Source organism: Saccharopolyspora galaxeae (assembly GCF_016526145.1).
GTDB classification, from domain to species: Bacteria; Actinomycetota; Actinomycetes; order Mycobacteriales; family Pseudonocardiaceae; genus Saccharopolyspora_C; species Saccharopolyspora_C galaxeae.
The window spans coordinates 241395-267312 of sequence record NZ_JADDUE010000010.1 but is presented as its reverse complement, the minus strand read 5'-3'; the positions used below and the strand labels follow the sequence as shown (position 1 = coordinate 267312).

General features: G+C 70.2%; 23 protein-coding genes. 9 read left to right on the top strand and 14 right to left on the bottom strand.

The features are described from left to right. Positions 1-118 precede the first annotated feature (118 nt). The gene (locus INP57_RS22950; protein ID WP_200072371.1) at positions 119-451 is read left to right on the top strand and encodes a bifunctional 3-phenylpropionate/cinnamic acid dioxygenase ferredoxin subunit; all 333 of its coding nucleotides are present in this window, start codon (positions 119-121) and stop codon (positions 449-451) included. Beyond that, a complete protein-coding gene (locus INP57_RS22945; RefSeq protein WP_200072370.1) occupies positions 451-1614 on the top strand; it encodes an NAD(P)/FAD-dependent oxidoreductase in 1164 nt (387 codons plus the stop codon). Before INP57_RS22950 ends, INP57_RS22945 begins: the two co-directional genes overlap by 1 nt. A 15-nt stretch (positions 1615-1629) precedes the next feature. On the opposite strand, the gene INP57_RS22940 is transcribed toward INP57_RS22945, so the two are convergent. After that, a complete protein-coding gene (locus INP57_RS22940) occupies positions 1630-2289 on the bottom strand; it encodes a GntR family transcriptional regulator (protein ID WP_200072369.1) in 660 nt (219 codons plus the stop codon). Positions 2290-2578: 289 nt separating this feature from the next. Here INP57_RS22940 and INP57_RS22935 point away from each other — a divergent pair, with 289 nt between their 5' ends. After that, positions 2579-3139 (top strand): NADPH-dependent FMN reductase, encoded by a 561-nt coding sequence (locus INP57_RS22935; protein WP_200072368.1) that lies wholly within the window; start codon positions 2579-2581, stop codon positions 3137-3139. A gap of 78 nt (positions 3140-3217) precedes the next feature. Here the strand turns inward: INP57_RS22935 and INP57_RS22930 are convergent, their stop codons facing one another. After that, entirely contained in the window at positions 3218-3892 is a 675-nt protein-coding gene (locus INP57_RS22930) for a GntR family transcriptional regulator (RefSeq protein ID WP_200072367.1), read from the bottom strand. A gap of 202 nt (positions 3893-4094) precedes the next feature. Between INP57_RS22930 and INP57_RS22925 the strand changes: the two genes are divergently transcribed. The 5 genes from INP57_RS22925 to INP57_RS22905 all read left to right on the top strand — a co-directional run bounded on the left by INP57_RS22925 (position 4095) and on the right by INP57_RS22905 (position 9059). Further along, complete coding sequence (locus tag INP57_RS22925; RefSeq protein WP_200072366.1) at positions 4095-5195, top strand: isocitrate/isopropylmalate dehydrogenase family protein; 1101 nt, start codon at positions 4095-4097, stop codon at positions 5193-5195. After that, on the top strand, positions 5192-5833 hold the full coding sequence (locus INP57_RS22920; protein ID WP_200072365.1) for an aspartate/glutamate racemase family protein: 642 nt from the start codon (positions 5192-5194) through the stop codon (positions 5831-5833). Before INP57_RS22925 ends, INP57_RS22920 begins: the two co-directional genes overlap by 4 nt. After that, a complete protein-coding gene (gene otnK / locus INP57_RS22915) occupies positions 5830-7059 on the top strand; it encodes a 3-oxo-tetronate kinase (RefSeq protein WP_233628079.1) in 1230 nt (409 codons plus the stop codon). The genes INP57_RS22920 and otnK overlap by 4 nt, the downstream gene beginning before the upstream one ends. Next, positions 7056-7679 carry a 3-oxo-tetronate 4-phosphate decarboxylase gene (gene otnC, locus INP57_RS22910; RefSeq protein WP_200072364.1) on the top strand — a complete coding sequence of 208 codons (624 nt, stop codon included), beginning with the start codon at positions 7056-7058 and terminating at the stop codon, positions 7677-7679. The genes otnK and otnC overlap by 4 nt, the downstream gene beginning before the upstream one ends. 90 nt (positions 7680-7769) lie before the next feature. Next, positions 7770-9059: a CitMHS family transporter gene (locus INP57_RS22905; protein WP_200072363.1), complete on the top strand. Its 1290-nt coding sequence runs from the start codon at positions 7770-7772 to the stop codon at positions 9057-9059. Positions 9060-9195: 136 nt separating this feature from the next. Here the strand turns inward: INP57_RS22905 and INP57_RS22900 are convergent, their stop codons facing one another. The 3 genes from INP57_RS22900 to INP57_RS22890 form a co-directional block, all read right to left on the bottom strand. Next, a complete protein-coding gene (locus INP57_RS22900; protein WP_200072362.1) occupies positions 9196-11613 on the bottom strand; it encodes an ATP-binding cassette domain-containing protein in 2418 nt (805 codons plus the stop codon). A 412-nt stretch (positions 11614-12025) separates the two neighbouring features. After that, positions 12026-14221 (bottom strand): catalase/peroxidase HPI, encoded by a 2196-nt coding sequence (gene katG, locus INP57_RS22895; RefSeq protein WP_200072361.1) that lies wholly within the window; start codon positions 14219-14221, stop codon positions 12026-12028. Further along, positions 14214-14654 (bottom strand): Fur family transcriptional regulator, encoded by a 441-nt coding sequence (locus tag INP57_RS22890; RefSeq protein WP_200072405.1) that lies wholly within the window; start codon positions 14652-14654, stop codon positions 14214-14216. Before INP57_RS22890 ends, katG begins: the two co-directional genes overlap by 8 nt. Before the next feature lie 142 nt (positions 14655-14796). On the opposite strand from INP57_RS22890, the gene INP57_RS22885 reads away from it, so the two are divergent. Continuing rightward, positions 14797-15438, top strand: coding sequence for an alpha-ketoglutarate-dependent dioxygenase AlkB family protein (locus INP57_RS22885; protein WP_200072360.1), 642 nt, complete (start codon positions 14797-14799; stop codon positions 15436-15438). Positions 15439-15791: 353 nt separating this feature from the next. On the opposite strand, the gene INP57_RS22880 is transcribed toward INP57_RS22885, so the two are convergent. The 9 genes from INP57_RS22880 to INP57_RS22840 all read right to left on the bottom strand — a co-directional run bounded on the left by INP57_RS22880 (position 15792) and on the right by INP57_RS22840 (position 25901). Continuing rightward, complete coding sequence (locus INP57_RS22880) at positions 15792-16901, bottom strand: NDMA-dependent alcohol dehydrogenase (protein WP_200072359.1); 1110 nt, start codon at positions 16899-16901, stop codon at positions 15792-15794. Positions 16902-17042: 141 nt separating this feature from the next. Next, the gene (locus tag INP57_RS22875; protein WP_200072358.1) at positions 17043-17414 is read right to left on the bottom strand and encodes an FmdB family zinc ribbon protein; all 372 of its coding nucleotides are present in this window, start codon (positions 17412-17414) and stop codon (positions 17043-17045) included. Between the two features lie 5 nt (positions 17415-17419). Continuing rightward, positions 17420-18697 carry a hydroxyacid-oxoacid transhydrogenase gene (locus INP57_RS22870; RefSeq protein WP_200072357.1) on the bottom strand — a complete coding sequence of 426 codons (1278 nt, stop codon included), beginning with the start codon at positions 18695-18697 and terminating at the stop codon, positions 17420-17422. 8 nt (positions 18698-18705) lie between these two features. Continuing rightward, positions 18706-19521 carry an N-acyl homoserine lactonase family protein gene (locus tag INP57_RS22865; protein WP_200072356.1) on the bottom strand — a complete coding sequence of 272 codons (816 nt, stop codon included), beginning with the start codon at positions 19519-19521 and terminating at the stop codon, positions 18706-18708. Positions 19522-19719: 198 nt separating this feature from the next. Then, positions 19720-21501: a gamma-glutamyltransferase family protein gene (locus INP57_RS22860; protein ID WP_200072404.1), complete on the bottom strand. Its 1782-nt coding sequence runs from the start codon at positions 21499-21501 to the stop codon at positions 19720-19722. Positions 21502-21595: 94 nt separating this feature from the next. Further along, positions 21596-23008 carry an Nramp family divalent metal transporter gene (locus tag INP57_RS22855; protein ID WP_200072355.1) on the bottom strand — a complete coding sequence of 471 codons (1413 nt, stop codon included), beginning with the start codon at positions 23006-23008 and terminating at the stop codon, positions 21596-21598. A 90-nt stretch (positions 23009-23098) separates the two neighbouring features. Beyond that, the gene (locus INP57_RS22850) at positions 23099-24037 is read right to left on the bottom strand and encodes a phosphoglycerate dehydrogenase (protein ID WP_200072354.1); all 939 of its coding nucleotides are present in this window, start codon (positions 24035-24037) and stop codon (positions 23099-23101) included. Further along, entirely contained in the window at positions 24034-25143 is a 1110-nt protein-coding gene (locus tag INP57_RS22845) for a sialidase family protein (protein WP_200072353.1), read from the bottom strand. Before INP57_RS22845 ends, INP57_RS22850 begins: the two co-directional genes overlap by 4 nt. Beyond that, entirely contained in the window at positions 25140-25901 is a 762-nt protein-coding gene (locus INP57_RS22840) for an HpcH/HpaI aldolase family protein (RefSeq protein ID WP_200072352.1), read from the bottom strand. Before INP57_RS22840 ends, INP57_RS22845 begins: the two co-directional genes overlap by 4 nt. Positions 25902-25918: the final 17 nt, after the last annotated feature.

Here is a 25918-nt window from a genome sequence, read left to right as displayed (position 1 = left end):
AGCAACGGCATCCGCCGGATCGGCGCCGATATTCCACCGTTGACGACCGCGGGAGCGAGCCGCATTCTGTCGGTTGCGTAATGCAGTACGGGTTCCGCCATCTGCAACAGGAGGTACGATGATCTTCGTGGGCGAGCTGTCCGACCTCCCGCCGGGGGAGTCGGTCCGCGTTCCGGGCGACGTCCCGATCGCGGTGTTCAATGTGGACGGTGAGCTGTTCGCGATCGACGACACCTGCACGCACCAGGACGCCTCGCTCTCCGACGGGTGGCTCGAGGGCTGCGCGGTCGAATGTCCGCTGCACGCCGCCTGTTTCGACCTGCGCACCGGCCGGCCCAGCGGCCCGCCCGCGAAGAAACCCGTCCGGACCCACGAGGTCGCCGTAGAGGACGGCTCGATCTACGTCTCCGAGCCCGCCAAGGCCGACGCGGCTGTGCAGGAGGTGGGTTGATGCAGCACATCACCGTCGTCGGGGCGTCCCTCGCGGGCCTGGCGACAACCCGTGCGCTGCGCGCGCAAGGATTCGAGGGACGGATCGCCGTCATCGGCGACGAGCAGCACGAGCCGTACGACCGGCCACCGCTGTCGAAGGAGTTCCTGGCGGGGACCGCTTCCGAGGACGACATCCGGCTGATCGAGCCGGACGACTCCGACCTCGAAGCCGAGTGGCTGCTGGGCCGAACCGCACGAGCCCTGCACACCTCCGAACGCGCGGTCGTGCTCGACGACGGGGAACGCATCACCACCGATGCCGTCGTGGTGGCCACCGGGGCACGAGCGCGGACCCTGCCGGATTCGGTCCCTGCGGGCGTGCGAACGCTGCGAAACCTCGACGATGCGCGGGCACTGCGCGAAGAACTCACCGCCGGAGCACGGCTGGTGATCATCGGCGCCGGGTTCATCGGGGCGGAGATCGCCTCCACGGCAGCCGGGCTCGGGTGCGAAGTGGACATCGTCGAAGCGGCCCCGGTGCCCATGCAGCGAGCGCTGGGAGACGAGATGGGCGCGGTGTGCGGTCGGCTGCACGCCCGCAACGGCGTGCGGATGCACCTGGGAGCCGGACTTGCCGAGTTGGCGGGAGAATCCCGCGTCACGGCCGTGCGCCTGGCGGACGGCCGCGAACTTCCCGCCGACGTGGTGGTGGTCGGCATCGGCGCTGAGCCGAACGTCGAGTGGCTCGCGGGATCGGGTGTCTCGCTGGCAGCCGGCGTCCGCACCGACGAGAGCGGCCGCACCAATGTTGCGGAAGTCGCCGCCGTCGGGGACTGCGCCAACTCGTTCCGCAGCTATACCGCGGAATCCCTGCGGCTGGAGCACTGGACGAACGCGCTGCAGCAACCGGCGGCCGCCGCCGCGGCACTGCTCGGGCGCGAGCACGCGCCCCCGGCGCATCACGCGGTCCCCTACTTCTGGTCCGACCAGTACGGGCACAAGATCCAGTTCGCCGGGCACCGCACCGCGGACTGCTCGGTCCAGGTCGAAGAAGGCGACCTGGACTCCGGCGAATTCCTCGCGCTCTACCTCGACGGCTCCGGTTCTCCGGTCGGCGTGCTCGGCATCGACCGCGCCCGCTCGTTCGGCCGATGGCGCCGCAAACTGGCAGTTCGCGGCTGAGTCGCCCGGCGCGCGTCAGACCACCGCGCGGATGGCCTCCTCGAAGCCGAGCACGTGATCGCGAGCGAGCTGCTCGGCTTCATCCGCGGACCGCTCGCCGATCGCCCGCAGCAAGCCGGAGTGCTCCCCGACGTGGCGGTCGAAATGCGTCATCCGGTCCAGGAACAGGCAGAAGATCCGCGTCGCCAGGTTGTCGTAGCGCACCAGCGTGTCCTCGAGGTGCGGGTTCCCCGACGCGTGGTAGATGGCGCGGTGCACGTGCAGGTCCCAGCGCATCAGTTCGTCCCGGCTGAGCGAGCGCACGTCGACCTCGTCGAGCGTGTCGGCCAGCTCGACGAACTCCTCCAGCAGCGCGGCGTCGGCGGATTCGGCGGCGCGGCGGGCCGCCAACGGCTCCAGCTGCGCCCGCAGCTCGGAGATGTAGGCAAGGTCGGTGATGTCGACGGCCGTGGCGAACGTGCCGCGCCGCGGGTAGGACACCACGAGCCGATCGATCTCGAGCCGCTTCAGCGCTTCGCGGACCGGGGTGCGGCCGATGTCGAGCGAGCCGGCCAGCGCCACGTCGTCGATCGCCGTCATCGGCGGGATGTCGAGCATGATCAGCCGATCGCGGATCGCCGCGTAGGCCCGGTCCGCCATCGAGCCCTGTTCCGGTTCGCCTGCAGCAGTGTTCATTCCAGCCCCGGCGTGGGAAGGAGGCACGGGTCCGCCGATGGACGGCCGCTTCCGCAGGTGCTAACGCTTGACATATCAGGATTGTATCTGTTGGCGACCTGGTGGTGACGGGTCCAGGTGGCCCGTATCACCGCGCGCGGTCTTCCGCACTGGTCAGCCGGTGCTTGCCGGGACATCATCGGGACCTGCTGCGAAACCGGGCCGCGTTGGTGTCCTAGTTGGACGATCCCGGACGGGAATCCGCGTTCGGCGGGTGTGTTCCGCGGCCGGGGCGCAGTAATTTGAACGCATGACTACGTCGCCAGTGATCCTGCTGCTGTCCGGAAGCACCAGAAGCGGTTCCAGCAACGAAGCCGTGCTGCGCACCGCCCACGAAGTGGCCCCAGCGCAGGTGCGCACCGTGCGGTACGAGGGGCTGGCGGCGCTTCCGCACTTCAACCCCGACGACGACGCCGATCCGCTGCCCGCTCCGGTGGCCGAACTGCGAGCGGCGATCGGTGCGGCCGCTGCGGTGCTGATCTGCACCCCGGAGTACGCGGGAACGCTGCCGGGCTCGTTCAAGAACTTGCTGGACTGGACGATCGGCGGCACCGAGACCGGCGGCAAACCCATGGCCTGGATCAACTCGGCCGCGCCCGGACGCGGGCATGGCGCGGAGGCGACGCTGCGCGCGGTGCTCGAATACGCGGGCGCGGACATCGTGGACACGGCGTGCGCGAAGGTTCCCGTGCACCGCGAGATGATCGGCGACGACGGAAGCATCGCTGATCAGCAAGTGCGCGCGCAGCTCAGCGAGGTGGTCCGGACATTGGTCGACTCGTTCCGGAGCGCTGCACCGACCGACCGGTGAGCCATCCCGCACGGGCGGGAAACGCTGCCTGCCCTCGCGGCTGACGAACCGTTCCACTCCGCTGCTAGCGCACCGGCGTCACTGCTCGGATCGCATCAGCCTGCGCGCGGCCTGGGCGCCCAGGCTGGTGTCGATGTGCTCGCGCATCACCTCGGCCGCGGCGTCGGACTCACCGGCCACGACGCATTCGACGAGCGCTCGGTGCTCATCGTCCTTCTTCGCGCGGGCTTGCGGACCGCGATCGATCTCCAAGGCGAGCCGCCGGTACCGGTCGGCCTTGTCCCACAACCCGTCCAGCGTCTCGATCAGCAGGTCGTTGTGCGAGGCGCGGTAGATCGCGGCGTGGAACCGGCGGTGGTGCAGCATCGGCTGGTGGCCGGAGTCGGTGGGCAATGCGCGCAGCCCTACCGCGGCCTCGCGGATCTCGGCGACGTCGGCCTTGGTCCGCCGCTGCGCGGCCAGCGACACCGCCAGCGGGTCCAGCGAACGCCGGATCTCCAGCAGGTCGCGGGCCTCTTCGGCATCGAGCTCGGTGACCCGGGCGTCGCGGTGCGCGTCCAGTTCCACCAGCCGCTCGGCCTTGAGCCTGCGCAGCGCCTCGCGCAGCGGCGTGGTGCTGATGCCGATGGTGCGCGCCAGCGTGGCCTGGTTGAGCACCGATCCGGGCGCGAACTCACCCGAGAGGATCTTGTCCCGGACGCTGTTGTAAGCCAGCTCGCTCTTGGTCATCAGTGGCGACGCCGGTTCGCTCATGCCGCACCTCCCGGCTATAAGCTACCGCGCCGCCGCGCGCTGCCGGTCAGCAGGCGAAACTTGCTTCGACGCGTCGTTATAAGACGCTAACCCGAGCACTTTTCCAGCTCATCGCGTTCGATCGCCGTATCACCGAACCCTTGACCGAGCTAGGTTATAACCTCCAGGATGTCCGCCATCCGCCGCCACACGAGGAGAGTTGATGAGCGCACCCCCGACTGCCCGTCCGTACCGGCTCGGTCTGCTGGAAGGCGACGGGATCGGCCCCGAGATCGTGCCCGCGGCGACGCGCGCGGTCGACGCGGCGATGACCTCCGCCGGAATTCCGGGCGTGCAATGGGTACCGCTGCCGCTCGGCAGGGCCGCGATCGACGAGCACGGCACGCCGCTGCCGGACTCGACGCTGGAAGCGCTCGACGGGCTGGACGCGTGGCTGCTGGGCCCGCACGACAGCGCCGCCTACCCCGAGCCGCACCGGTCCCGGCTCAACCCGAGCGGCACCATCCGCACCCGCTTCGGGCTCTACGCCAACATCCGCCCGGCCAAGGCGTTCGAGGGCGCGAAGGCGATGGTGCCCGGCACCGACCTGGTCATCGTGCGGGAGAACACCGAAGGCTTCTACGCCGACCGCAACACCCACGCGGGCACCGGCGAGCTCATGCCGACCCCGGACGTCGCCATCGCCCACGGCATCATCACCCGCGCAGCGGTCGAGCGGATCGCGCACGCCGCGTTCCGGCTGGCGCGCAACCGGCGCAACCGGCTCACCATCGTGCACAAGGCCAACGTGCTGCGGCTGACCACCGGGCTGTTCCGGGACGTTTGCCGCGAGATCTCGGCGCAATACCCCGAGGTCGCCGTCGACGACTTCCACATCGACGCGATGACCGTGCACCTGCTGCGCCGCGCCCCGGAATTCGACGTGCTCGTCACCGAGAACATGTTCGGCGACATCCTCTCCGACCTCACCGGCGAGCTGGCCGGGTCGCTCGGCATCGCGCCGTCGATCAACGTCTCCGACCGGCACGGCATGGCCCAGGCCGCGCACGGCTCGGCTCCGGACATCGCGGGCCGGGACGTCGCCAACCCGATCGCGATGATGCTCTCCAGCGCGATGCTGCTGGACTGGCTGGCCGACCGCCACGACGACGCAGGCCTGCGCCGGGCGGCCGCGGCGCTGGAGTCCGGGGTCGCGCGCACGGTCGCGGCCGGGACCTGCACCTCGGACATGGGCGGGGCGGCCGGGACCACCGCGTTCGCCGAGTCGGTCGCCGACGCGATCCGCAGCGGAGCCGCGGCGTGATCGGCCCGCTGGTGGCGTTCGTGCACGCCACGCCCGCTTCGATCGAGCCGGCGGACGCGGCGTTGCGCGCGGAGTTCCCGGAAGCCGACAGCTGGCACCTGCTGGACGACCGGCTGATCCGCGAAGCCGACGAAGCGGGCGGCCTCACCCGGGCGCTGCGGCTGCGGATGCTGTCGCTGATCCGGCACGCCGTGGACGGGGGCGCCGAAGCCGTGCAGCTGAGCTGCTCGATGTACGGGCCGGTCGCCGCGCTCGCCCGGCAGCTCTGGCCGGTGCCGGTGCGGGGTTCCGACGATGCCGCGTTCGCCGAGGTCGCCCGCCGCGGATGTGGCCGGGTGGTCCTGCTCGCGCCGCTGGAATCCGCGCTGGCCGATTCCGCGCGGCGACTCGCGGAGGTGGCGACCGGGACGGAGATCGTGGCCGAGCGCGCACGGCCCGGCTCGGTGGATTCCCTGGCGCGGGCGGCGAAACCGCACCTGCAAGCGGCGGATCTCGTGCTGCTGGGCCAGTATTCGCTGAGCCCGCACGCGCGGGAACTCGCCGCGACGTTGAACGCGGAGGTGCTCAGCACGCCATCGCCCGGGCTTCGCGAGCTGCGGGCGCACCTGCTGGGCGACTCGGCGGGGGCTGGATCATGAGCCTGCTCGGATGCATAGCCGACGACTACACCGGTGGTGCCGATGTCGCCGCAGCGCTGCGCCGCGGTGGCCTGCGCACCGCGCTGTTGTTCGGGCGCCCGGAGACGGCCGTGGACCTGACCGACTGCGATGCCGTCGTGGTCGCGCTGAAAACGCGGACCGCGCCCGCCACCACCGCGATCGCGGAAACGCTTCAGGTCCGCTCGTGGATGGCCGGGCGCGGAGCGGATCGGGTCTACTTCAAGTACTGCTCCACGTTCGACTCCACGCCGCAGGGCAACATCGGCGTGGTCGCGGACGGGTTGCTCGACGCGGACGGCAGTCGGCTCACCGTGGTGTGCCCGTCCACTCCGGACCAAGGTCGAACCGTCCACAACGGACACCTGTTCGTCGGTGACGTGCCGTTGTCGGAGTCGCCGATGCGGGATCATCCGCTGACCCCGATGACCGACTCCGACCTCGTGCGCGTCCTGGGGGCGCAGACCCCGCACCGCGTCGGGCTCGTCGGGTTGCCCGTGGTCCGCCGAGGTGCCGATGCGGTCCGCAGCGAGCTGGCGGCGATGCGCCATCGCGGCGTGCGGTACGCGGTGACCGATGCACTCACCGAGGAGGACCTGCGCACCGTCGCCCGCGCCGCCACCGGTCTGACCACGCTCACCGGCGCGGCCGGGCTCGCGCACGCGTTGGCCGGGACACTCGGCGCGGAGGCGTCGGCGAAAGCGCGCGATACCCCGGAAATCCCGGCCGGACCGGCGCTCGTGCTCGCGGGCAGCTGCTCGCGCACCACGCTCGAGCAGGTCGACCGGGCGCGGGAACACCTGCCTGCGCACCGCTTGGATCTGCGCGCCGTCCCCGATCCCGAGCGCCTGCACGAGCTGGCCGACGACTGGCTGCGCGAGCACGGCGACGGCGGTCCGCTGCTGGTCTACTCCTCCGCGCGGCCGGAAGAACGGACATCGGACTCCGCGAGCTACGAACGGATTCTGGCGGCACTGGCGCGAAGCGCGGTGCAGCTAGGGTATCGACGGCTCGTCGTCGCTGGCGGCGAAACCTCGGGCGCCGTGGTCAACGCCCTCGGCGTGACCGCGGTCGCGGTCACCGGTGAAGCCGACCGGGGCGTGCCGTGGTGCGTGCACGACGGTGACCCGCCGGTGGCGCTGTTGCTGAAATCCGGCAACTTCGGCCGCCCCGATCTGCTGACGCGTGCGGCACAGGGGCGATCATGAGCGACACCGCGGCAGCCGTCGCCGCGCTGGGAGCGTCGTTCTTCGAGCGCGGGTTGACCTTCGGGCGTACCGGCAACATCAGCGTTCGCCACCACGGCCGGATCCTGCTCACTCCGACCGGCGCTTCGCTGGGCGCCCTCGATCCGGCCGGACTGTCCGAACTGGACCTCGATGGCGCGCACCTGAGCGGCCCGCGCCCGTCCAAGGAGGCTTTCCTGCACGCGGCGATGTACCGGGCACGACCCTCCGCCGCAGCGGTGATCCACCTGCACAGCACCCACTCCGTCGCGGTTTCCTGCTTGGCCGACGTCGATCCGCACGACGTGCTGCCACCGCTGACCGCCTACTACGCCATGCGGGTGGGCCACCTGCCGCTGCTTCCTTATCACGCGCCCGGTGACGACGGGCTCGGCCCGCTGGTCGAAGGAACCGCCGCGCGGCACCACGCGTTGCTGCTGGCCAACCACGGCCCGGTCGTGGCAGGCCGGGACCTCCCCGCGGCGGCCGACGCCGTCGAAGAACTCGAAGAGACTGCCCGGATTTTCCTGCTGCTGCGGGGAATGCGTTCCCGGCCGCTCACACCGGAGCAGGCCGGGGAGCTCGCGGCGCCGGGCTCCTGAGCCCGCGCTGCCACCGGCGCCCACCGATCCGATCAGCGCGCGCGAGCCCCGGCCCGCACCGCGGCCGTTTCGCGCAGCAAAGGAGCAACGATGCTCGCCGTCCTGGGATTCGCAACGCTCGGCGTCTTCATGGCGCTGGTGATGCGCAGATACCTGACCGCTTTCGTCGCCATCATGGTCACCCCCATCGTCTTCGCCGTGGCCGCCGGATTCGGCGGCGATCTCGACGAGATGATGCTCAACGGCCTGGAGATCGTCGCGCCGACGGCGATCCTGCTCCTGTTCGCGGTGCTCTACTTCGGCGTGATGATGGATGCCCGGCTGTTCGATCCGATCTCGACGGCGATCATCCGGATCTCCAAGGGCGACCCGGTGCGCATCTGCGTCGGCACCGCGATCCTCGCGCTGCTGGTCGCCCTCGACGGCGACGGCACCACCAGCTACATGATCGTCTGCTCCGCGTTCTTACCGCTCTACCGGCGGCTGGGGATCAACCCGCTGGTGATCGCCACCATTGCCACGATGGCGCTGGGCACCATCTCCGGCACCACCCCGTGGGGCGGCGCAGCCACCCGCGGAATCAGCGTGCTGCACCTGGACTCCACCGACTACTTCACGCACATGATCGCGCCGATGGTGCTGACCTCGCTAGCCATCATCGGCATCGCCTGGGTGCTCGGCCGCGGCCAGCGCGACCGCATCGACCGGGCCGTGATCGACGAGTTCGCCGCCGAAATCGCCCAGCAGCGCAACGAGAACAATCGCGACTGGCGAACCTGGTTCAACGCCACTCTGACCGTGCTGCTGCTGGTGCTGCTGATCGCCGGGGTCGCCGAGCTGGTCAACCTGTTCATGGTCGCGTTCGTCATCGCTCTGCTGGTCAACCACCCGCGCCTGGCCGACCAGGGCGAGGTCATCAAGAAGCACGCGGGCAACGCCGTGCCGGTGGTCATGCTCGTGCTCGGCGCCGGGATCTTCACCGGCATCATGACCGACACCGGCATGACCGAAGCCATGGCCGACGCGCTGCTGTCGATCGTGCCCGACTCGCTCGGCAACCTGATCCCGCTGTTCACCGCCGTGATCAGCCTGCCGCTGAGCTTCTTCATGTCCAACGACGCCTACTTCTTCGGCGTCCTGCCGGTGCTGGCCGAATCGGCCGGCCACTACGGCATCGCCCCGATCGAGATCGCCCGGGCCGGAGCGATCGGCCAGATGATGCACTCCATCGGCCCGGCCTCCGCGCCGCTGTGGGTCCTGCTCGGGCTCATCAAGCGCGAACTCGGCGACTTCCAGCGCTTCGCCCTGCTGTGGGTGCTGCTCGCCTCGCTGGCCTACATTGCATTCGCCGTGCTCACCGGAGCGATCACGGTCTACTGAAGACCACCGGACATCCCGGCACCTTCTTCGTCCACATCGGAGGCGATTCGTCGGGCTTCGAGCAAGTTGAGGATGCGCTGGACGCGAGGGGCAGCGGATCAACAACGGCCGCGGGGACGTCCGGGAGGAGTTCGGCTCAGCAGCCGACGTAGGCCGCGAGGTGTTCGCCGGTGCGCGTGGAGCGGTCGGCGACGAGTTCGGCCGGGGTGCCCTCGAAGACGACCCGGCCGCCCTCGTGGCCCGCGCCCGGCCCGATGTCGATGATCCAGTCGGCGTGCGCCATGACCGCCTGGTGGTGCTCCACGACGATGACCGACTTGCCCGCGTCGACGAGCCGGTCGAGCAGGCCGAGCAGCTGCTCGACGTCGGCGAGGTGCAGCCCGGCGGTCGGCTCGTCGAGCACGTACACCCCGCCGTTGTCGGCCAGGTGGGTAGCCAGCTTGAGCCGTTGCCGCTCGCCGCCGGACAACGTGGTCAGCGGCTGGCCGAGACCGAGGTAGCCGAGTCCGGTGTCGGCCATCCGCTGCAGGATCTGGTGCGCGGCCGGGATGCGCGCCTCGCCGGCGCCGAAGAATTCCGCGGCCTCGGCCACCTGCATCGCGAGCACCTCGCTGATGTCCTTCCCGCCGAAGCGGTATTCCAGCACCGACGGCTGGAACCGCTTGCCCTCGCACTCCTCGCAGGTGGTGGCGAGCCCGGCCATCATCGCCAGGTCGGTGTAGACGACTCCGGCGCCGTTGCAGCCCGGGCAGGCGCCGTCGGAGTTGGCGCTGAACAGCGCCGGTTTCACGCCGTTGGCCTTCGCGAACGCCTTGCGGATCGGTTCGAGCAGGCCGGTGTAGGTCGCGGGGTTGCTGCGCCGCGATCCGCGGATCGGGGCCTGGTCGACCGAGATCACGCCCGCCGAAGCCGGGATGGACCCGTGCAGCAGCGAACTCTTCCCGGAGCCCGCAACGCCGGTGACCACGCACAGCACCCCGAGCGGGATGTCGACGTCGACGTTGCGCAGGTTGTGCTGCGCCGCGCCGCGGATCTGCACCGCTTCGGTGGATTCGCGCACCTGCTCCTTGAGCGGGGCCCGATCGTCGAGGTGGCGGCCGGTGACGGTGTCGCGGCCGCGCAATTCCGCAACGGTGCCCTCGAAGCAGACGGTGCCGCCCGCCGAACCCGCGCCGGGGCCGAGGTCGACGACGTGGTCGGCGATCGCGATCGTCTCGGGCTCGTGCTCGACGACCAGCACCGTGTTGCCCTTGTCCCGCAGGCGCAGCAGCAGATCGTTCATCCGCCGGATGTCGTGCGGGTGCAGGCCGATGGTCGGTTCGTCGAAGACGTAGGTGACGTCGGTCAGCGCCGAACCGAGGTGGCGGATCATCTTGGTGCGCTGCGCCTCGCCACCGGACAACGTGCCAGAGGAGCGGTCCAGCGAGAGGTAACCCAGCCCGATCTCCACGAACGCGTCGAGGGTTTCCCGCAACGCGGTGAGCAGCGGCGCCACCGACGGCTCGTCCAGACCGCGGACCCAGTCCGCCAAGTCGCTGATCTGCATGGCGCAGGCGTCGGCGATGCTGATCCCGGCGATCTCGGACGAGCGGGCGGCCTCGCTGAGCCGCGTGCCGCCGCACTCGGGACAGCTGGTGAAGGTGACCGCCCGCTGCACGAAGGCCCGGATGTGCGGCTGCATCGCCTCGGGGTCCTTGGACAGGAACGACTTCTGGACCTTCGGGAGCAGGCCCTCGTAGGTCAGGTTGACCCCGTCCACCTTGACCTTGATCGGCTCCTTGTGCAGGAAGTCGTGCAGCTCTTGCGCGGTGTACTCGCGGATCGGCTTGTCCGGATCGACCAGGCCCGACTCGGCGTAGACCCGCACGTTCCAGAAGTTGTCCGACTTCCACCCGGGGATGGTGAACGCGCCCTCGGACAGCGACTTCGAGTCGTCGTAGAGCTGGGTGAGGTCGATGTCCGAGACCGCTCCCCTGCCTTCGCACCGCGGGCACATGCCGCCGGTGATGCTGAAGCTCTGCCGCTCCTTGACGGTCCTGCCGCCGCGTTCCCGCGTGATCGCGCCCGCCCCGCTCATCGAGGCGACGTTGAACGAGAACGCCTGCGGCGAGCCGATGTGCGGCTGCCCGAGCCTGCTGAACAGCACCCGCAGCAGCGCGCCGGTGTCGGTGGCGGTGCCGACCGTGGAACGCGGATCGGCGCCCATCCGCTGCTGGTCGACGATGATCGCGGTGGTGAGCCCGTCGAGCACGTCGACATCGGGCCGCGCCAACGCGGGCATGAAGCCCTGCAGGAAGGCGCTGTAGGTCTCGTTGATCATCCGCTGCGACTCGGCGGCGATGGTGCTGAACACCAGCGAGCTCTTGCCCGATCCGGAGACCCCGGTGAACACCGTCAGCCTGCGCTTGGGCAGCTCGATGCTGACGTCGGCGAGGTTGTTCTCGCGCGCGCCGTGCACGCGGATCAGATCGTGGCTGTCGGCGACGTGCTGGACCGGCGACCGGGCCGACGATCGGGCCGACGACTGGTCCGACGGCTTCTCGGCGGTGCTCATCGGACCTCCACATGTGCCTGACGAACTCGGTCTCCGCCGCAGAATCTACTGGGACCCCCCGACACCGCACTCCAGCCGCGCCGCACTGCGCAGCGCCCGGCGGCTCTGCGCACACGCACACCGGTAACACAACCGGACCCCGCCCAAGCGGGCGGAGTCCGGTGCGCGGCCCCTTTTTGATCTTGTTTTTTGATCTTCATCTTGTCAGCGGCGCAGCCGCTGAGCAGCGACCATGCAAGCAACCGGCACCGCCGCGGGTTCTCAGCGGCTTCCTCGCGAGGACAGCGATTTCGCCGCGTAGGGGCCTACGTCAGAAATCGCGGTCACATCGGCAAGGGGCAGCGAGGAAGCCGCTGAGGTTCCGCCACCTGACCCGCTACGCAAACCTCAAAAATGGGCTTTCAACAAGGAATCAGGCCAGGTCGAACCTGTCCGAGTTCATGACCTTGTCCCATGCCGCGACGAAGTCGCGGACGAATTTCGCCGCCGCGTCGTCGGCCGCGTAGACCTCGGCGACCGCCCGCAGCTCGGAGTTCGAGCCGAAGACCAGGTCGACCCGGCTACCGGTCCACTTCACCCGGCCCGCGTCATCGATCGCCTCGAAGGTCTCCGAGGACTCGTCGGCCGCCCGCCACGTCGTGCCCATGTCGAGCAGGTTGACGAAGAAGTCGTTGCTCAACGTGCCCGGCTTGTCGGTCAGCACGCCCAGCGCCGACTGCCCGTGGTTCGCACCGAGCACGCGCAGCCCGCCGAGCAGGACGGTCATCTCCGGCGCGCTCAGCGCGAGCAGGTTCGCCCGGTCGATCAGCAGGTATTCCGCGGGCAGCGCGGCGCCCTTGCCGAGGTAGTTGCGGAACCCGTCGGCGGCAGGCTCGAGGTGGGAGAACGACTCCACGTCGGTCTGCTCCGCGGTCGCGTCGCCGCGGCCAGGGGTGAACGGAACCTCGACGTCGAACCCGGCGGCCTTGGCGGCCTGCTCGACACCGACGCAGCCGCCGAGCACGACCAGGTCCGCGAACGAGACGGCGGTGCCGGACGAGCGCTGGATCTGCTCCAGAGTGCTGATCACGGTCGCGAGCCGCTCCGGCTCGTTGACCTCCCAGCTGCGCTGCGGCTCCAGCCGGATGCGCCCGCCGTTGGCGCCGCCGCGCTTGTCGCTGTCGCGATAGGTCGAGGCGGCGGCCCACGCGGTGGAGACCAGCTGCTGCACGGTCAGCCCGGACTCGGCGATCGCGCGCTTGAGCTCGGCGATCTCCGCGGTGCCGATCGTGCGCTCGGGCTTGGGCACCGGGTCCTGCCAGATCATCACCTCGGACGGGACCTCGTCGCCGAGGTAGCGGTCGGCGGGCCCCATGTCGCGGTGGGTCAGCTTGAACCAGGCGCGCGCGAAGGCGTCCGCGAACTCGTCCGGGTTCTGCCAGAAGCGCCGCGAGATCGGCTCGTAGATCGGGTCGACCTTCAGCGACACGTCCGTGGTGAGCATGTTCGGCGCGATCTTCTTCGACGCGTCGTGCGCGTGCGGGACGGTGCCCTCGCCCGCGCCGCCTGCCGGGCGCCACTGCCAGGCGCCACCCGGGCCCTGGTAGACCTCCCACTCGTAGCCGAAGAGGTTCTCCCAGAAGCCGTTGCTCCAGGTGGTCGGCGTGGAGGTCCAGGTGACCTCGAGGCCGCTGGTGATCGTGTCGGCGCCCTTGCCGGTGCCGTAGCCGTTGCTCCAGCCGAGGCCCTGCGCCTCCAGCGGGGCGGCCTCGGTGTTCGGGCCGAGGTTCGAGTCCGGTGCGGCGCCGTGGGTCTTGCCGAAGGTGTGCCCGCCGGCGATCAGCGCAACGGTCTCCTCGTCGTTCATCGCCATCCGGCCGAACGTTTCGCGGATGTCGCGGGCCGCCGCGACCGGGTCCGGCTGCCCCTCCGGGCCTTCCGGGTTGACGTAGATCAGGCCCATGTGCGTCGCGCCCAGCGGCTTTTCCAGGTCGCGCCGCTCGCCGCCGGAGATGCGCTGGTCGCTGCCGAGCCAGGTGGTCTCGGAGCCCCAGTAGACGTCCTCGTCCGGCTCGAACGAGTCCACCCGGCCACCGGCGAAGCCGAAGGTCTTCAGCCCCATCGACTCCAGGGCCACGTTGCCGGTCAGCACCAGCAGGTCGGCCCAGGAGATCTTGCGCCCGTACTTCTGCTTGACCGGCCACAGCAGCCTGCGCGCCTTGTCCAGGCTGACGTTGTCCGGCCAGCTGTTCAGCGGTGCGAACCGCTGCTGACCGCCGTCGGCGCCGCCGCGGCCGTCGCTGGTCCGGTAGGTGCCCGCGCTGTGCCAGGCCATCCGGATCATCAGCGGGCCGTAGTGCCCGTGGTCGGCCGGCCACCAGTCCTGCGAGGTGGTCAGCACCTGCTCGATGTCCCGCTTCACGGCGGGCAGGTCCAGCGTCTTGAACTCGGCGGCGTAGTCGAAGTCCTCGCCCATCGGATCGGTCACGGCCGGGTTCTTGGCCAGGATCTTCAGGTTGAGCCGGTTCGGCCACCAGAAGTTGTTGCCGTCACCGCTGGTCGGGTGCGGAAGGCGATCGCCTTGCGCGACCGGGCAACCGCCGGTGGTGGCGTCTGGGCTGTCAGTCACCGGGAATCCTTTCGGGATCATTGGGTTGTTCGCCAAGCGAGCGGGCCGCGCAGGCCGGGCAGCGCCCCCAGTAGATGACCTCGGCCTCGTCGATGGTGAAGCCGTGGGCATCGGACTCGGTCAGGCAGGGCGCCGCGCCCACGGCGCAATCGACGTCGGCGATCGAGCCGCACGACCGGCACACGACGTGGTGGTGGTTGTCGCCGACCCGCGCCTCGTAGCGGGCCACCGAACCCATCGGCTGGATCCGGCGCAGCAGCCCTACCGTCGTCAGCGCACGCAGCACGTCGTAAACGGCTTGGTGCGAAACCTTGGGCAGCTCGCCGCGCACGACGCCGATGATGGATTCGGTGTCGGCGTGCGGGTGGTCGTGCACCGCGCACAGCACCGCGACCCGCGGCCGGGTCACGCGCAGCTCGGCCGCGCGCAACATCCCCTCGAAGTCTCCAGTCGTCGCTGGCACGCGCAGCAGTTTGAGCCATTTTCTGGAATGAATCAAGAGTGTTCCGCAGATTCTTGCCGTGCCGTTACCCCGGGCGTCGCCCGGCCCCGGTGGAGCGTGCTGGACTGGGTGCGTGGAGCCGTTGATGCCCCGGGAACGGGCCGAAGTCGCACCGGGCGCGGTGCACGTGCCCGGCTGGCTGGGCCTCGATGCCCAGAGGGATCTCGTCCGCGCGTGCCGGGAATGGGCCGCGAGCGCGGGCCTGCGCTCACCGCGGCTGCCGAGCGGGGGCGTGATGTCGGTGCGCACGGTCTGCCTCGGGTGGCACTGGTATCCGTACCGGTACTCGCGCACCGTGGACGACGGCGACGGCTCGCCGGTCACGCCGTTCCCGGGCTGGCTGGGAGCACTCGGCCGGGAGGCGGTCGCCGACGCCTACGGGGTCGGCGCGGATTACGACCCGGACGTGGCGCTGGTCAACTTCTACGACGCCCAGGCGCGGATGGGCATGCACCAGGACCGCGACGAACGAACCCTTGCGCCGGTGGTGTCGCTGAGCCTCGGCGACGCCTGCACGTTCCGCTTCGGCAACACCGAGGGCCGCGGCAAGCCCTGGACGGACGTCGATCTGCGCTCCGGCGACCTGTTCGTGTTCGGCGGCAGCTCCCGACTCGCCTACCACGGCGTGCCGAAGACCTTCCCGGGAACCGGACCGGAAATCGGCATGGCGGGCGGACGCCTGAACATCACGCTGCGCGAGTCGGGACTGCCCTGACGGTCCGATGTGGACGCGCGATTCCGCCCACCGGGACGGCCCGCTCGCCGGCGAGTCCACGCAGGACGCCTGAACACTGCCCGGCGTTACCGGCACGCAACGGCCCGGTCCGTCCACAACGGACGAACCGGGCCGAACAGCGGCCGGGACGGCCAGGTTCTGTTTGAAAAGCGGTGGCAGCCGCTTGCGCCGCCCGAGGAGTCAGCCGGACCACCGGCGGGTTCTCAGACGTCTTCTGGCAAGGACAGCTCAGACGCCGAGTAGGGAAGCTACTTCAGGATGAGATCCCGGAGCCAGAAGGCGTCTGAGGTTCCGCTACCCGACCCGCTACGCAAACCATTTCCTAAACGCTCCTAGTCCATGACGACCACGCCGCGGATGTTCTTGCCGTCGCGCAGGTCTTGATAGCCCTCGTTGACCTGGTCGAGGGTGTACCGAGTCGTGATCAGCTCGTCGAGCTTGAGCTGCCCGGCGTCGTAGAGCCGCAGCATCTTCACGATGTCGTACTGCGGGTTCGCGGAGCCGAACAGCGTGCCCTTGATGGTTTTCTGCTGCAACGTCAGCTCCGTGCCGGACAGCTGCACCGTGAGCTTCTGCGGATCGGCGAGGCCGGTGATCACGACCGTGCCGCCCTTGCCGATGGTCGACGTGGCCTGCTGGACCACCGTTTCGTCCACTGTGCCCACCAGGATCAGCGCCTGGTCCGCGCCCTGGCCCCAGGTGAGCTCGTTGACCTTCTCCTTGGCTTCGTCGGCGTCGGCGAACGCGTGGGTGGCGCCGAACTTCATCGCCGTCTGCCGCTTGAACTCCACGGGGTCGACCACGACGATGTACTTCGCCCCGGCCTGCACCGCGCCCTGCACGGCGTTCACGCCGAGCCCGCCGATGCCGTAGACGACCACGGTGTCGCCCGCCTGCACCCCTCCGGCGTAGACCGCGGTTCCCCACCCGGAGGGAACGCCGCAGCCGACCAGCACCGCGGTCTCCAGCGGCAGCCAATCGTCCACTTTGACCACCGAGTGCTGCGAGATCGTCGCCCGCTCGGAGAACGTGCCGAGCATGCACATCGCGCCGTAATCCCCGTCCCGCCCGTGGAACCGGAACGAGCCGTCGGGCATGGAACCCTGCAGGATCGTGGCGCCCATGTCGCAGATGCTCTGCCTGCCGGTCGAGCAGTAGCGGCAGGTGCCGCAGTTCGGGATGAAGCTGCACACCACGTGGTCACCGGGGGCGACCTTGGTGACTCCGGGGCCGACCTCCTCGATGATCCCGGCGCCTTCGTGGCCACCGACGATCGGGAACCGCGGTGGCAGGTCCCCGTCGGTCAGGTGCAGGTCGGAGTGGCACAGCCCGGCGGCGGTGTACTTGATCAGCACTTCGCCCGGCCCCGGACCGTCCAGGTCGAGTTCCAGGACCTCGAAGGGCCTGCTGGGTTCGGTCAGCACGGCGGCTTTGGTCTTCACGCTGTCTCCTTTGACTCGGCGCGCGGCCCGGCTCGGCGATCGCCGGACCGTTCGGAACTGCTCGGGGCTCCGTCGCGAAGCCCTCGAAGTCGTCTGCATAGCAATGCGTGCCGCAGCGCAAGCTGCCCGACACCGGCGCGGTCAGGTGTCGTGTTCTCCGCCGCGGGGCGGCAGCGGGTCGCCCGCGCGCAGCGGCGCGTTCGCGAACCGGCCTTCGTGCGCCAGCACCGGGCGCCGATCCCCGGCCAGTTCGGGGTACTTCTCCTCCAGGGCTTCGCGCCTGGTCATCCGTTCGTGCCAGTGCCGGACGGTGTCCCGGTCGCCCTGGCCGGTGGACCGCCAGCTCTTCGGCGCGTCGTCCCGGCTCGGACCGGGGTCGGCGACGCCGCCGAGCCGGACCGCGGACGGGCGCCGATCCGGCTGCGAGCCGCAGCGATCGCAGCGCGGTTCGGACCCGTGCACCAGGGCCTCGAACCGGTGCCCGCACTCGCAGGCGTAGTCGTAGATCGGCATCGGGCTCACCAGTTCCGGATCGAGTCGCGGAAGATCGCCGCGAGATCGTCCTCGCCGACACCGCGCGGCGCGGTGGCCAGCAGCCGCTGCTGCTTGACCGTGCCCGCGACCAGCTCGGGGATGTCGGATTCGCCGAACCCGACCGCGCCGATCCCGTTCGGCGTGCCGATGTCGCGCATCAGCTCGGACAGCACCGCGGGCAGTCGATCGCGCGGCGGAACGTCCGGAATCTCGGCCGGTGCGAGCATTTCCGCGGCGTGCAGGTGCCGCTGCGGATCGGCCGGGAAGGTGTAGCGCAACGCCGCGGGCGCGGTCAGCGACACCGACTCGCCGTGCGGCACCAGCGCTTCGTCCTGCGGGTAGTTGGCAGGCCGGTACTCCTGCACCTGCCCGGCGATCGGGTAAGCGCAGGCGTGCGGGATGTGCACGCCCGCGTTGCCGAATCCCATCCCCGCGAACGTGGCGGCCAGCATCATGTCCGTGCGCGCTTCCAGGTCGCCGCCGTTGAGCACGGCTTTCCGGAACGAGCGCGCGAGCAGCCGCATCGCGTGCTCGGCCCAGGCATCGGAGATCGGGTTCGAGCCGCAGTAGGCCACCCGCGTATCCGCGCTGTGCCGCGGGAAGCTGTGGAACGGCTTCGCGGTGTAGGACTCCAGCGCGTGGCAGAGCACGTCCATCCCGCTGGCCGCGGTGACCTCCGGCGGCATCGACAGCGTCAGCAGCGGGTCGATCACCGCGGTGGTCGGGCGCAGCCGGGGATGGCTGATGCCCGACTTCACCTTGTGCTCGAGCAGATCCATGATGCACACCGGCGTCGTTTCCGAGCCGGTGCCCGCCGAGGTCGGCACCGCCAGCAGCGGCTTCAGCGGCCCGTCCGGTGCCTTGCCACCGCCGATCGGGGCGTTGACGTAGTCGTAGAGATCAGCCGGGTAGGTCGTGAGCAGGTTGATCGCTTTCGCGGTGTCGATCGACGAGCCGCCCCCGACCCCGACGAAAGCGTCCCATGTGGACTGCGAGGCGTACTCGACGGCCGCGCGCACGCTGCGATCGGTCGGCTCCACGTGCACCTGGTCGTAGAGGTCGACCACCAGGCCCGCGGACTTGGCCGCGTCGACCACCCGCTGCGCCACCCCGGACGCGGCGATCGCCGGATCGGTGACCACCAGCACCCGTTCCGCGCCGAGCTGCGCGAGGTCCCAGCCGATCTCGTCGGCCGCGCCCGCGCCGAACTTCAGCGGGGTCGCGCCCCAGGTGAACACCGATTCGTGCAGGTACTCGGTCATTCCGGCTCCTAGCGGTATTCGCCGTCGGGCGCGAACGTCAATTTCTCGGCCTGTGCGGCGTCGTGGCCGAAGATGACTTCGGCGCCGGTCCGCTCGGCGATGCCGCGCAGCTTCTCCACCGATTCCAGCCAGCGCACGCTGTCCCAGACGATGGCGGCGCCGATCGGCGGCGGGCCCCAGCTCTCCGAGAGGTACACCGCGTCGGAGGTGAACAGCTTGGTGCCGGACTCGGGCAGGTCCACCTGCAGCGACATGGTGCCCCAGGTGTGCCCGGGGGTGTCGATGACGTTGACGCCGGGCAGGATCTCGCTGTCGCCGTCGACCAGCGTGTAGTCGATGTCGGCGTAATCGACTTTCAGGTGCGCGCCTTTGAACGGTCCGTCGAATCCGAACGCGCCTTCGTGCTCCTTGCGGTTCACCACGATTTTCGTGCGGCCGTTGTCGAACAATTTCGCATTCGCCGCGTGATCGAAGTGCAGGTGCGAGAGCACCAGCACGTCGATGTCTTCGGGAGTCAGTTCCAACGCGGCCAGCGAATCGGTGAGATAAGTGGTTCCGGCCTGCACCGGGAAGAATTCCTGCAGCCCGGTGGGCGCCCACCGGGACTCCCAGTCCTGCGGCACGCCGGTGTCCCACAGGACCCGGCCCTCGGGGTGTTCGACCAGCACCGCGTGCGTCGGGCAGGTGCCCCACGGCGCGGGCTTGGCGGTGTTCGAGCGGTTCGTGATCGTTTCGCCGGGCTTGAGCAGCAACCAGGTGTGGTCGCACTCCATGACACCGGTTTTCAACAAGCGGACGCTGCTGGGGGCGGATGCTGCCTGCATTGGCCTCACCTCACGCGCGGAAGACGATTTTCCCACTGTGACATCGGTTACAACGGTCGTCAACGCGACGGTTTGCCACAGCGCGATTCCGCGATTGATCGGCCACGCTCGGCGAGCAATTCCGGAATATAAATCCGGACATCCTGCGGTTCCGGTTCGGCGGATCGGATCAATGCCGCCGCCGCCGTGCACCGCCCGTCACCGCCCGGCGGCGTACCCCTGCATCCCGCGCGGGTTCGCCGCGGCGGAGAGCAACCCGGTCTCCGGATCGCGGGCCACGGCGCTGAGCCTGCCTTCCGACCAGGGCTCCCCCACCGTCACGTCGTGCCCGCGGCGGCGCAGCTCGTCGATCGTCGAGGAGCCGATGCGGGACTCGACGGTGACCGCGCCCGCTTTCATCGCACGCGGGTAGAACGAGCCGGGGAAGCTCTCGGTGTGCCAGTTCGGCGCATCGATGGCGCCCTGCAGGTCGTAGCCGCCGCGCACCCGATCGCGCTGGGTGACCGCGAGGAAGAAGTGCGTGCTCCACTGGTCCTGCTGGTCGCCGCCGGGCGTGCCGAACGCCAGCACCGGCTCGCCGCCGCGCAGCGCCAGCGACGGGGACAGCGTCGTGCGCGGCCGCTTTCCGGGACTCAGCGAGTTCGGCAGGCCCGGATCCAGCCAGGCCATCTGCAGCCGGGTCCCGAGCGGGAAGCCCAGCGCGGGGATCACCGGGTTGGAGTGCAGCCAGCCGCCGCTGGGCGTCGCGGCGATCATGTTGCCCCAGCGGTCGACGACGTCCACGTGGCAGGTGTCGCCGCGGGTCTCGCCGGTGCGCGCGACGGTGGGCTCACCGGATCCGGCCGGGGCGGTCAGCTCCAGCGGGCCGGAGCGGACCCGGTGCGCGTGCTCGCTCAGCTGCGGGGCGCGGCCGCCGGGGTGCCCGGGGCGCAGCTCGCGGGAGGCTTCTTCGCCGATCAGGGCGCGCCGCTTCGCGTTGTAGCCGGGGTCGAGCAGTTCGGCGATGGTGACCTCGGTGCGGTCGCCGTACCAGGCTTCGCGGTCGGCCATCGCGAGCTTGGTGCCTTCGATCAGCGTGTGCAGGTACTCCGGGCTCGCCGGGTCGAGTTCGTCCGGCAGCAGCGCGAGCTGCTGCAACAGCACCGGGCCCTGGCTCCACAGACCGGCTTTGCACACCGTCCAGCCGTCCCGCTGGTAGCTCACCGGCTGCTCGTAGGAAGCGGTGAACGCGGCGATGTCCTCGCCGGTGAGCGTTCCGGCGTGCCGCTCGCCTGAACTGTCCATGGTGGACTGCGCGGCGGCGCCGGCGAGTTCTTCGGCGATGAATCCTTCGCGCCACACGCGCCGGGCGGCGTCGATGCGGGCTTCGCGGGAGGGGCCGGTGGCTTCGGCGAGGACTCGGCGCCACGTTTCGGCCAGCGCCGGGTTGCGCAGCAGCGCACCGGGCGCGGGTGGCTTGCCGTCCGGCAGGTACAGCTGCGCCGACGAGTGCCATTCGGTCTCGAACAGCTCCTGCACGACCTCGATGGTCTGCCCGATCCGCGCCACCGCCGGGTAGCCGCCGGCCGCGTAGCCGATGGCGTACTTCAGCAGTTCGGCGAGCTCTTTGGTGCCGTGGTCGCGCAACAGCAGCAGCCAGGCGTCGAACGCGCCGGGCACCGCCGATGCCAGCGGTCCGGTGCCGGGCACCAGATCGAGCCCGAGGCCCCGGTAGTGCTCGATCGTCGCTCCCGCCGGGGCGGGTCCTTGCCCGCACAGCACGACCGGCTCGCCACCTGCGGGCGCGAAGATGATCGGCACCTCGCCCGCGGGACCGTTCAGGTGCGGTTCCACCACGTGCAGCACGAAACCGGCGGCCACCGCCGCGTCGAACGCGTTGCCGTCGTCCTCCAGCACCGCCATCGCGGTGGCCGAGGCGAGCCAGTGCGTCGAGGCCGCCATGCCGTGGGTGCCTTGCAGGGTCGGTCTGGTGGTGAACAACCTGGTCCTTCCGCCGAACGGGTCATCGACAGTGAACACCACAGGCCTGCGCCGCGTCCAAGGTCGCGTCCCGCTCACGAATTCGACCGCCGCCTCAGCCGCCGATGCTGATGCCGAAGACCTCGAGCACCGTGTAGCTCCCGAGCACCGTGATCGCCGCGCTGCTGACCACAAGCGCCGCCGTCAGCCAGGGATTGGCGCGGAACCGCCGGTCCACTTCGGTGCTGCGCAGCCGCCACACCGCGACCACCACGGCGAGCAGGAACACCCCGCTGCCGATCCCGCCGATCTGCACCATCAGCACCGGCTCCTGCACGAACAGGTAGCACAGCGCCCACAACGGCGGGAACACCGTGGTCAGCAGCCGGACCGTGCGCTGGCGGACACGGGTGTCGTGCCAGTCGATGACGCCGAGCAGGCCGAGCGCGTTGGTCCACAGCCGGGGCACGCTCGCCGACGATCCGATCGCGGTCGAGCCGAGCACGGCGATCGCGCCGAACAGGAACAGGTACTGCGCCCACGAACCCAAGGTGTCGGTGTAGATCCGGGACAGCGTGGTGATCATGTCGTTGCCTTCGGGCACCAAGCCCTGCGGATTCAGCACCGACGCGCCGATCACGTAGAACGAGAGCGTGCACAGCGTGCACACCAGCCACGAGACCAGCACGTCCAGCCGCATCACGCGCAGCCAGCCTTCGGCGCGGCGGGCGCGCTGCTCGGTGCCGTCGTCCGGCCCGGTCCAGCGCGCGTAGCCCTTCTCCAGGCACCAGTAGGTGTAGGTGGTCATCTCGTCGGCGCCGACTCCGGTCAGGCCGAACATCGACACGGCGATGCCGATCGTTCCGGCGGGTACCTGCAGGCTCAGTCCCTCGCCGAGCTCGGCGAGGCCGTACGCGAACGGCGTCAGCGGCAGGGCCAGCGCCAGCGAAACGGTCGCGATGGTGAACACGACGACCGCCGCGACCGCGCTGCGCTCGACGACGCTGTAGCGGCCGCTGCGCAGCAGCAGCACCAGTCCCGCGGTGACCAGCACCGTCCAGATCAGCAGCGACGGGAAGCTCAGCGCCGCGCCGTGGATCGGCCACAGGATCGAGCAGGCGGCCGCGACTCCGCCGATGATGCCGCCGCGTTGCAGCATCTTGCTGAAGTCCATGCCGATCCACAACCAGTTGATCCAGCTCACCGGCCCGATCCGCGGCCCGACCTGGCGGTAGCCCTGCAGCGCGGTCTTGCCGGTGAGGATGGTCCAGCGGGCCAGTTCCATCTGCACCCAGACCTTCACCGCGGCGCTGATGATCACCAGCCACAGCAGCGCGAAACCCGCGCGGGCGCCGAGCGAGGTGGTCACGATCAGCTCGCCGGAGCCGACCACCGCGGCGGAGAGCACCAGGCCGGGACCGAGGTGCCGCAGCCGTCCACCGAACGTCGTCGGCGCCTCCCGCGCGTCTTCCGGCCGCAGCACGTACGGATCCGCCGGCGCGGCGTCCGGGTCGGTCGTCGTTGCCATGTCGGTCCTTTCTCTCCCCCGGCGGCTTTCCGAGTGAACGGACCGTTCGACCGATCTATTGGGACCGGCAGTCCGTTCACTCGGCTCAGGTCAGGCTTCGCGGAGGGGCGGCTCGCCGTGGAGGACGCGGGCCACGTCTTCGGCGACCAGCGCGCCCATGTTGTGGTTGGCCTGGTGGCTGCACGCGCCCAAGTGCGATGTGAGAACGACGTTCGGGGCGGTCAACAGCGGGTTGCCTGCCGGTGGTTCGACGGAGAACGCGTCGATCCCGGCGGCGCCGAGGTGGCCACCGGTCAGCAGTTCGGCCAGCGCGGACTCGTCGACGAGTCCGCCGCGGGCGGTGTTGACCAGCACCGCGCCCTGGCGCATCGATGCCAGCGCCTCCCGGTCCAGCAGCGGACCGTCCTGGGAGCCCGGCAGGTGCAGGCTCAAGAAGTCCACTTCGGACACGCATTCCTGGAAGGAGACGCCGCGAACACCCTGCGCTGCAAAGGATTCCGCGTCCAAGTAGGGATCGTGCGCGACGAGATCCATGCCGAACGCGCTCGCGTACCCGGCCAGCAGCCGCCCGATGCGGCCGAACCCGAGCACGCCGAGCGTGCGGCCGTGCAACTCCGGCCCGAACAGCTTCGGCCAGCCGCCCTCGCGCACCGCCGCGTGCGAACCGCCGATGCCGCGCGCGGCGGCGAGCATGAGCCCGAACGCCAGCTCCGCCACGGCCCGCGAGTTGCTGCCTGGCGCGCACACCACGCGGATACCGCGCTTCCGCGCAGCGGCGACATCGATGGTGTCCACGCCGACGCCGTGCTTGGCCACGACGCGCAGTTTCGGTGCTGCGTCGAGAAGTTCCGCGCCGATGTCGTCCATGCCGACGATCAGCGCCTCGGCGTGCGGGATGCGCTCGCGCAGCTCTTCCGGCGGCATGATCTTGTCCGGATGCGGGCGGGACACTTCGCCGGCCGCTTCGAGGATCCGCCACGGCTCGGTGGAGAACCGGCCGAAGGTGGGAGTGGTGATCAAGATCGTCATGCCGCCTCCGAGGCCCAGCCGGTGTGCAAGCGCACGTGCTTGATCGCCCGGCGGAAGTGGGTGAACGCGATGTGCAGCTGCCCGTCCGCGGTCTGCGCGATCGACGGGTAGGACAGCTCCCGGTTGCGCCCGTCGCGGGAGTCGTTGGTCATGCAGTGACCGTCGCCGGTCTCGATGTCGCGGCGCACCGGCCAGCTCCTCCCGCCGTCGGTGGAGATCGCCAGGGTCAGCGGGGCGCGCGGCGCTCCCCAGAACGCCGGTCCCGGGTGCGGTTGGCCGTCGCTCTCGCCGTCGATCTCGTCGTAGAGCGAGGTGCGGCGGTCGGTCGCGTCGGCGGCGCTGCTGTTGTTGAACACCAGCGCCACGGAACCGTCGTGCAGTCCGGCGGCCTGGATGGAGGAGTTGTTGTTCGGCAACTCGGTCGGTTCGGGCTCGCTCCAGCAGGCTCCGTCCGCGGATCGGCTCAGGTGGATGCGATCGGCCTGCCTGCGGCGGAACAGCGCGAGCAGGCTCCGGTCGGCCAGTTCGACGATGTTCATGTGCACGCAGCCGGTGCTGCCCGGGACTTCATGCGCAGTCCAGGTCCGGCCGGCGTCGTCGGAGACGAGCACCGCGCTGCTGTCGTCGTCGCCGACCCAGCGGCCGGTGGCCGGTCGCGGGCAGCGGAACACCGGCAGCAGCCAGCGTCCGGAATTCAGCACGACGACGGGCTGGCGCACGAAGACCCCGCCACCGGCCGACGCAGGCACCAGCGTGCGGGCCGGTCCCCAAGTGCGGCCGTCGTCACCGGACGTGCGCACGCGGACTTCGGCGGTGTATTGGTCTCCGGCGTGCTGGGCGGTGTGGAGCAGCCACAGTTCGCCGCCGGGAGCGTTGAACAGCACCGGGTTCTGCTCGGAACGCTCCGGGTCGTCGGAAACCCGCACGGGGTCGGCCCATTTTCCCGCGCTGTAGCGCGAAAACCACACGTCGATGTCGGACATGCCTTCCTGCGTCCCGGAGAACCACGCGCAGCCGAGGTCCCCGCCCGGCAGCGGCATCAGGTTGGCCGCGTGCGACTGCACGTCCGGTGCTGGCAGGAACGCCTCCTGCCGATCCCCGCTCATTCGCCCGCCACCTTCAGGTGTTCGGCGGCGACTTGTTCCAGGTGCACCAGGTCGGAGGCGACGCTGGCGAAGGTGTAGCCCTCCGCGAGCCGTCGCGCGGCGAGTTCGCCGCCTGCGGTGTGGATTCCCGCGGCGACACCGGCCTTTTCGGCGGCTTTGCGCACGGTGGCGACCGCGTCCTCGAAGGCCTCGGAGACCGCCGGATCTCCGGGGAACGCTCCGCCCACGGCCAGGCACAAGTCCGACGGTCCAACGTAGACACCGTCCAAGCCCGGCGTCGCGCAGATCTCCTCGACGTTCGCCAAGCCCTTCGGCGTCTCGATCATCGCGAGCACGACGGTCGCCGCATCGGCATCAGCTGGTTTCGGCCCGATCCGCAGACCCGAGCGCATCGGACCGTAGGAGCGCCCGCCGCGCGGCGGGTAGCGGGTGGCGTGCACGGCAGCCGCGGCGTCCTCGGCCGTGTCGATCAGCGGCACGATCACTCCGGCGGCACCGGCGTCCAGCGACCGGCCGATCGCGGTGAGGTCGTTGGCTTCCACCCGCACCAGCCCGGCCGAGCGGCCGCCGGCGTCGATGGCCATCATCCCGTCGCGGATGCCCGAGTAGCCGACCAGGCCGTGCTGGCCGTCGATGGCCACGTAGTCGTACCCGAGGCGCGCGATGCGCTCGGTGGCGACCGGTGCGTCCAGCACCGCCCAGTAGCCGACGGTTCTCTCCCGGCCGCGCAGCTTGGCGGCGAACTCGGCGGCGATCATGTTGCTCCTTCGGTTCG

Coding starts and splice junctions, on each gene's coding strand:
- INP57_RS22950 (WP_200072371.1), top strand. CDS start 119: ATGATCTTCGTGGGCGAGCTGTCCGACCTCCCGCCGGGGGAGTCGGTC.
- INP57_RS22945 (WP_200072370.1), top strand. CDS start 451: ATGCAGCACATCACCGTCGTCGGGGCGTCCCTCGCGGGCCTGGCGACA.
- INP57_RS22940 (WP_200072369.1), bottom strand. CDS start 2,289: ATGAACACTGCTGCAGGCGAACCGGAACAGGGCTCGATGGCGGACCGG.
- INP57_RS22935 (WP_200072368.1), top strand. CDS start 2,579: ATGACTACGTCGCCAGTGATCCTGCTGCTGTCCGGAAGCACCAGAAGC.
- INP57_RS22930 (WP_200072367.1), bottom strand. CDS start 3,892: ATGAGCGAACCGGCGTCGCCACTGATGACCAAGAGCGAGCTGGCTTAC.
- INP57_RS22925 (WP_200072366.1), top strand. CDS start 4,095: ATGAGCGCACCCCCGACTGCCCGTCCGTACCGGCTCGGTCTGCTGGAA.
- otnK (WP_233628079.1), top strand. CDS start 5,830: ATGAGCCTGCTCGGATGCATAGCCGACGACTACACCGGTGGTGCCGAT.
- otnC (WP_200072364.1), top strand. CDS start 7,056: ATGAGCGACACCGCGGCAGCCGTCGCCGCGCTGGGAGCGTCGTTCTTC.
- INP57_RS22905 (WP_200072363.1), top strand. CDS start 7,770: ATGCTCGCCGTCCTGGGATTCGCAACGCTCGGCGTCTTCATGGCGCTG.
- INP57_RS22900 (WP_200072362.1), bottom strand. CDS start 11,613: ATGAGCACCGCCGAGAAGCCGTCGGACCAGTCGTCGGCCCGATCGTCG.
- INP57_RS22890 (WP_200072405.1), bottom strand. CDS start 14,654: ATGTTGCGCGCGGCCGAGCTGCGCGTGACCCGGCCGCGGGTCGCGGTG.
- INP57_RS22875 (WP_200072358.1), bottom strand. CDS start 17,414: ATGCCGATCTACGACTACGCCTGCGAGTGCGGGCACCGGTTCGAGGCC.
- INP57_RS22870 (WP_200072357.1), bottom strand. CDS start 18,697: ATGACCGAGTACCTGCACGAATCGGTGTTCACCTGGGGCGCGACCCCG.
- INP57_RS22865 (WP_200072356.1), bottom strand. CDS start 19,521: ATGCAGGCAGCATCCGCCCCCAGCAGCGTCCGCTTGTTGAAAACCGGT.
- INP57_RS22855 (WP_200072355.1), bottom strand. CDS start 23,008: ATGGCAACGACGACCGACCCGGACGCCGCGCCGGCGGATCCGTACGTG.
- INP57_RS22850 (WP_200072354.1), bottom strand. CDS start 24,037: ATGACGATCTTGATCACCACTCCCACCTTCGGCCGGTTCTCCACCGAG.
- INP57_RS22845 (WP_200072353.1), bottom strand. CDS start 25,143: ATGAGCGGGGATCGGCAGGAGGCGTTCCTGCCAGCACCGGACGTGCAG.
- INP57_RS22840 (WP_200072352.1), bottom strand. CDS start 25,901: ATGATCGCCGCCGAGTTCGCCGCCAAGCTGCGCGGCCGGGAGAGAACC.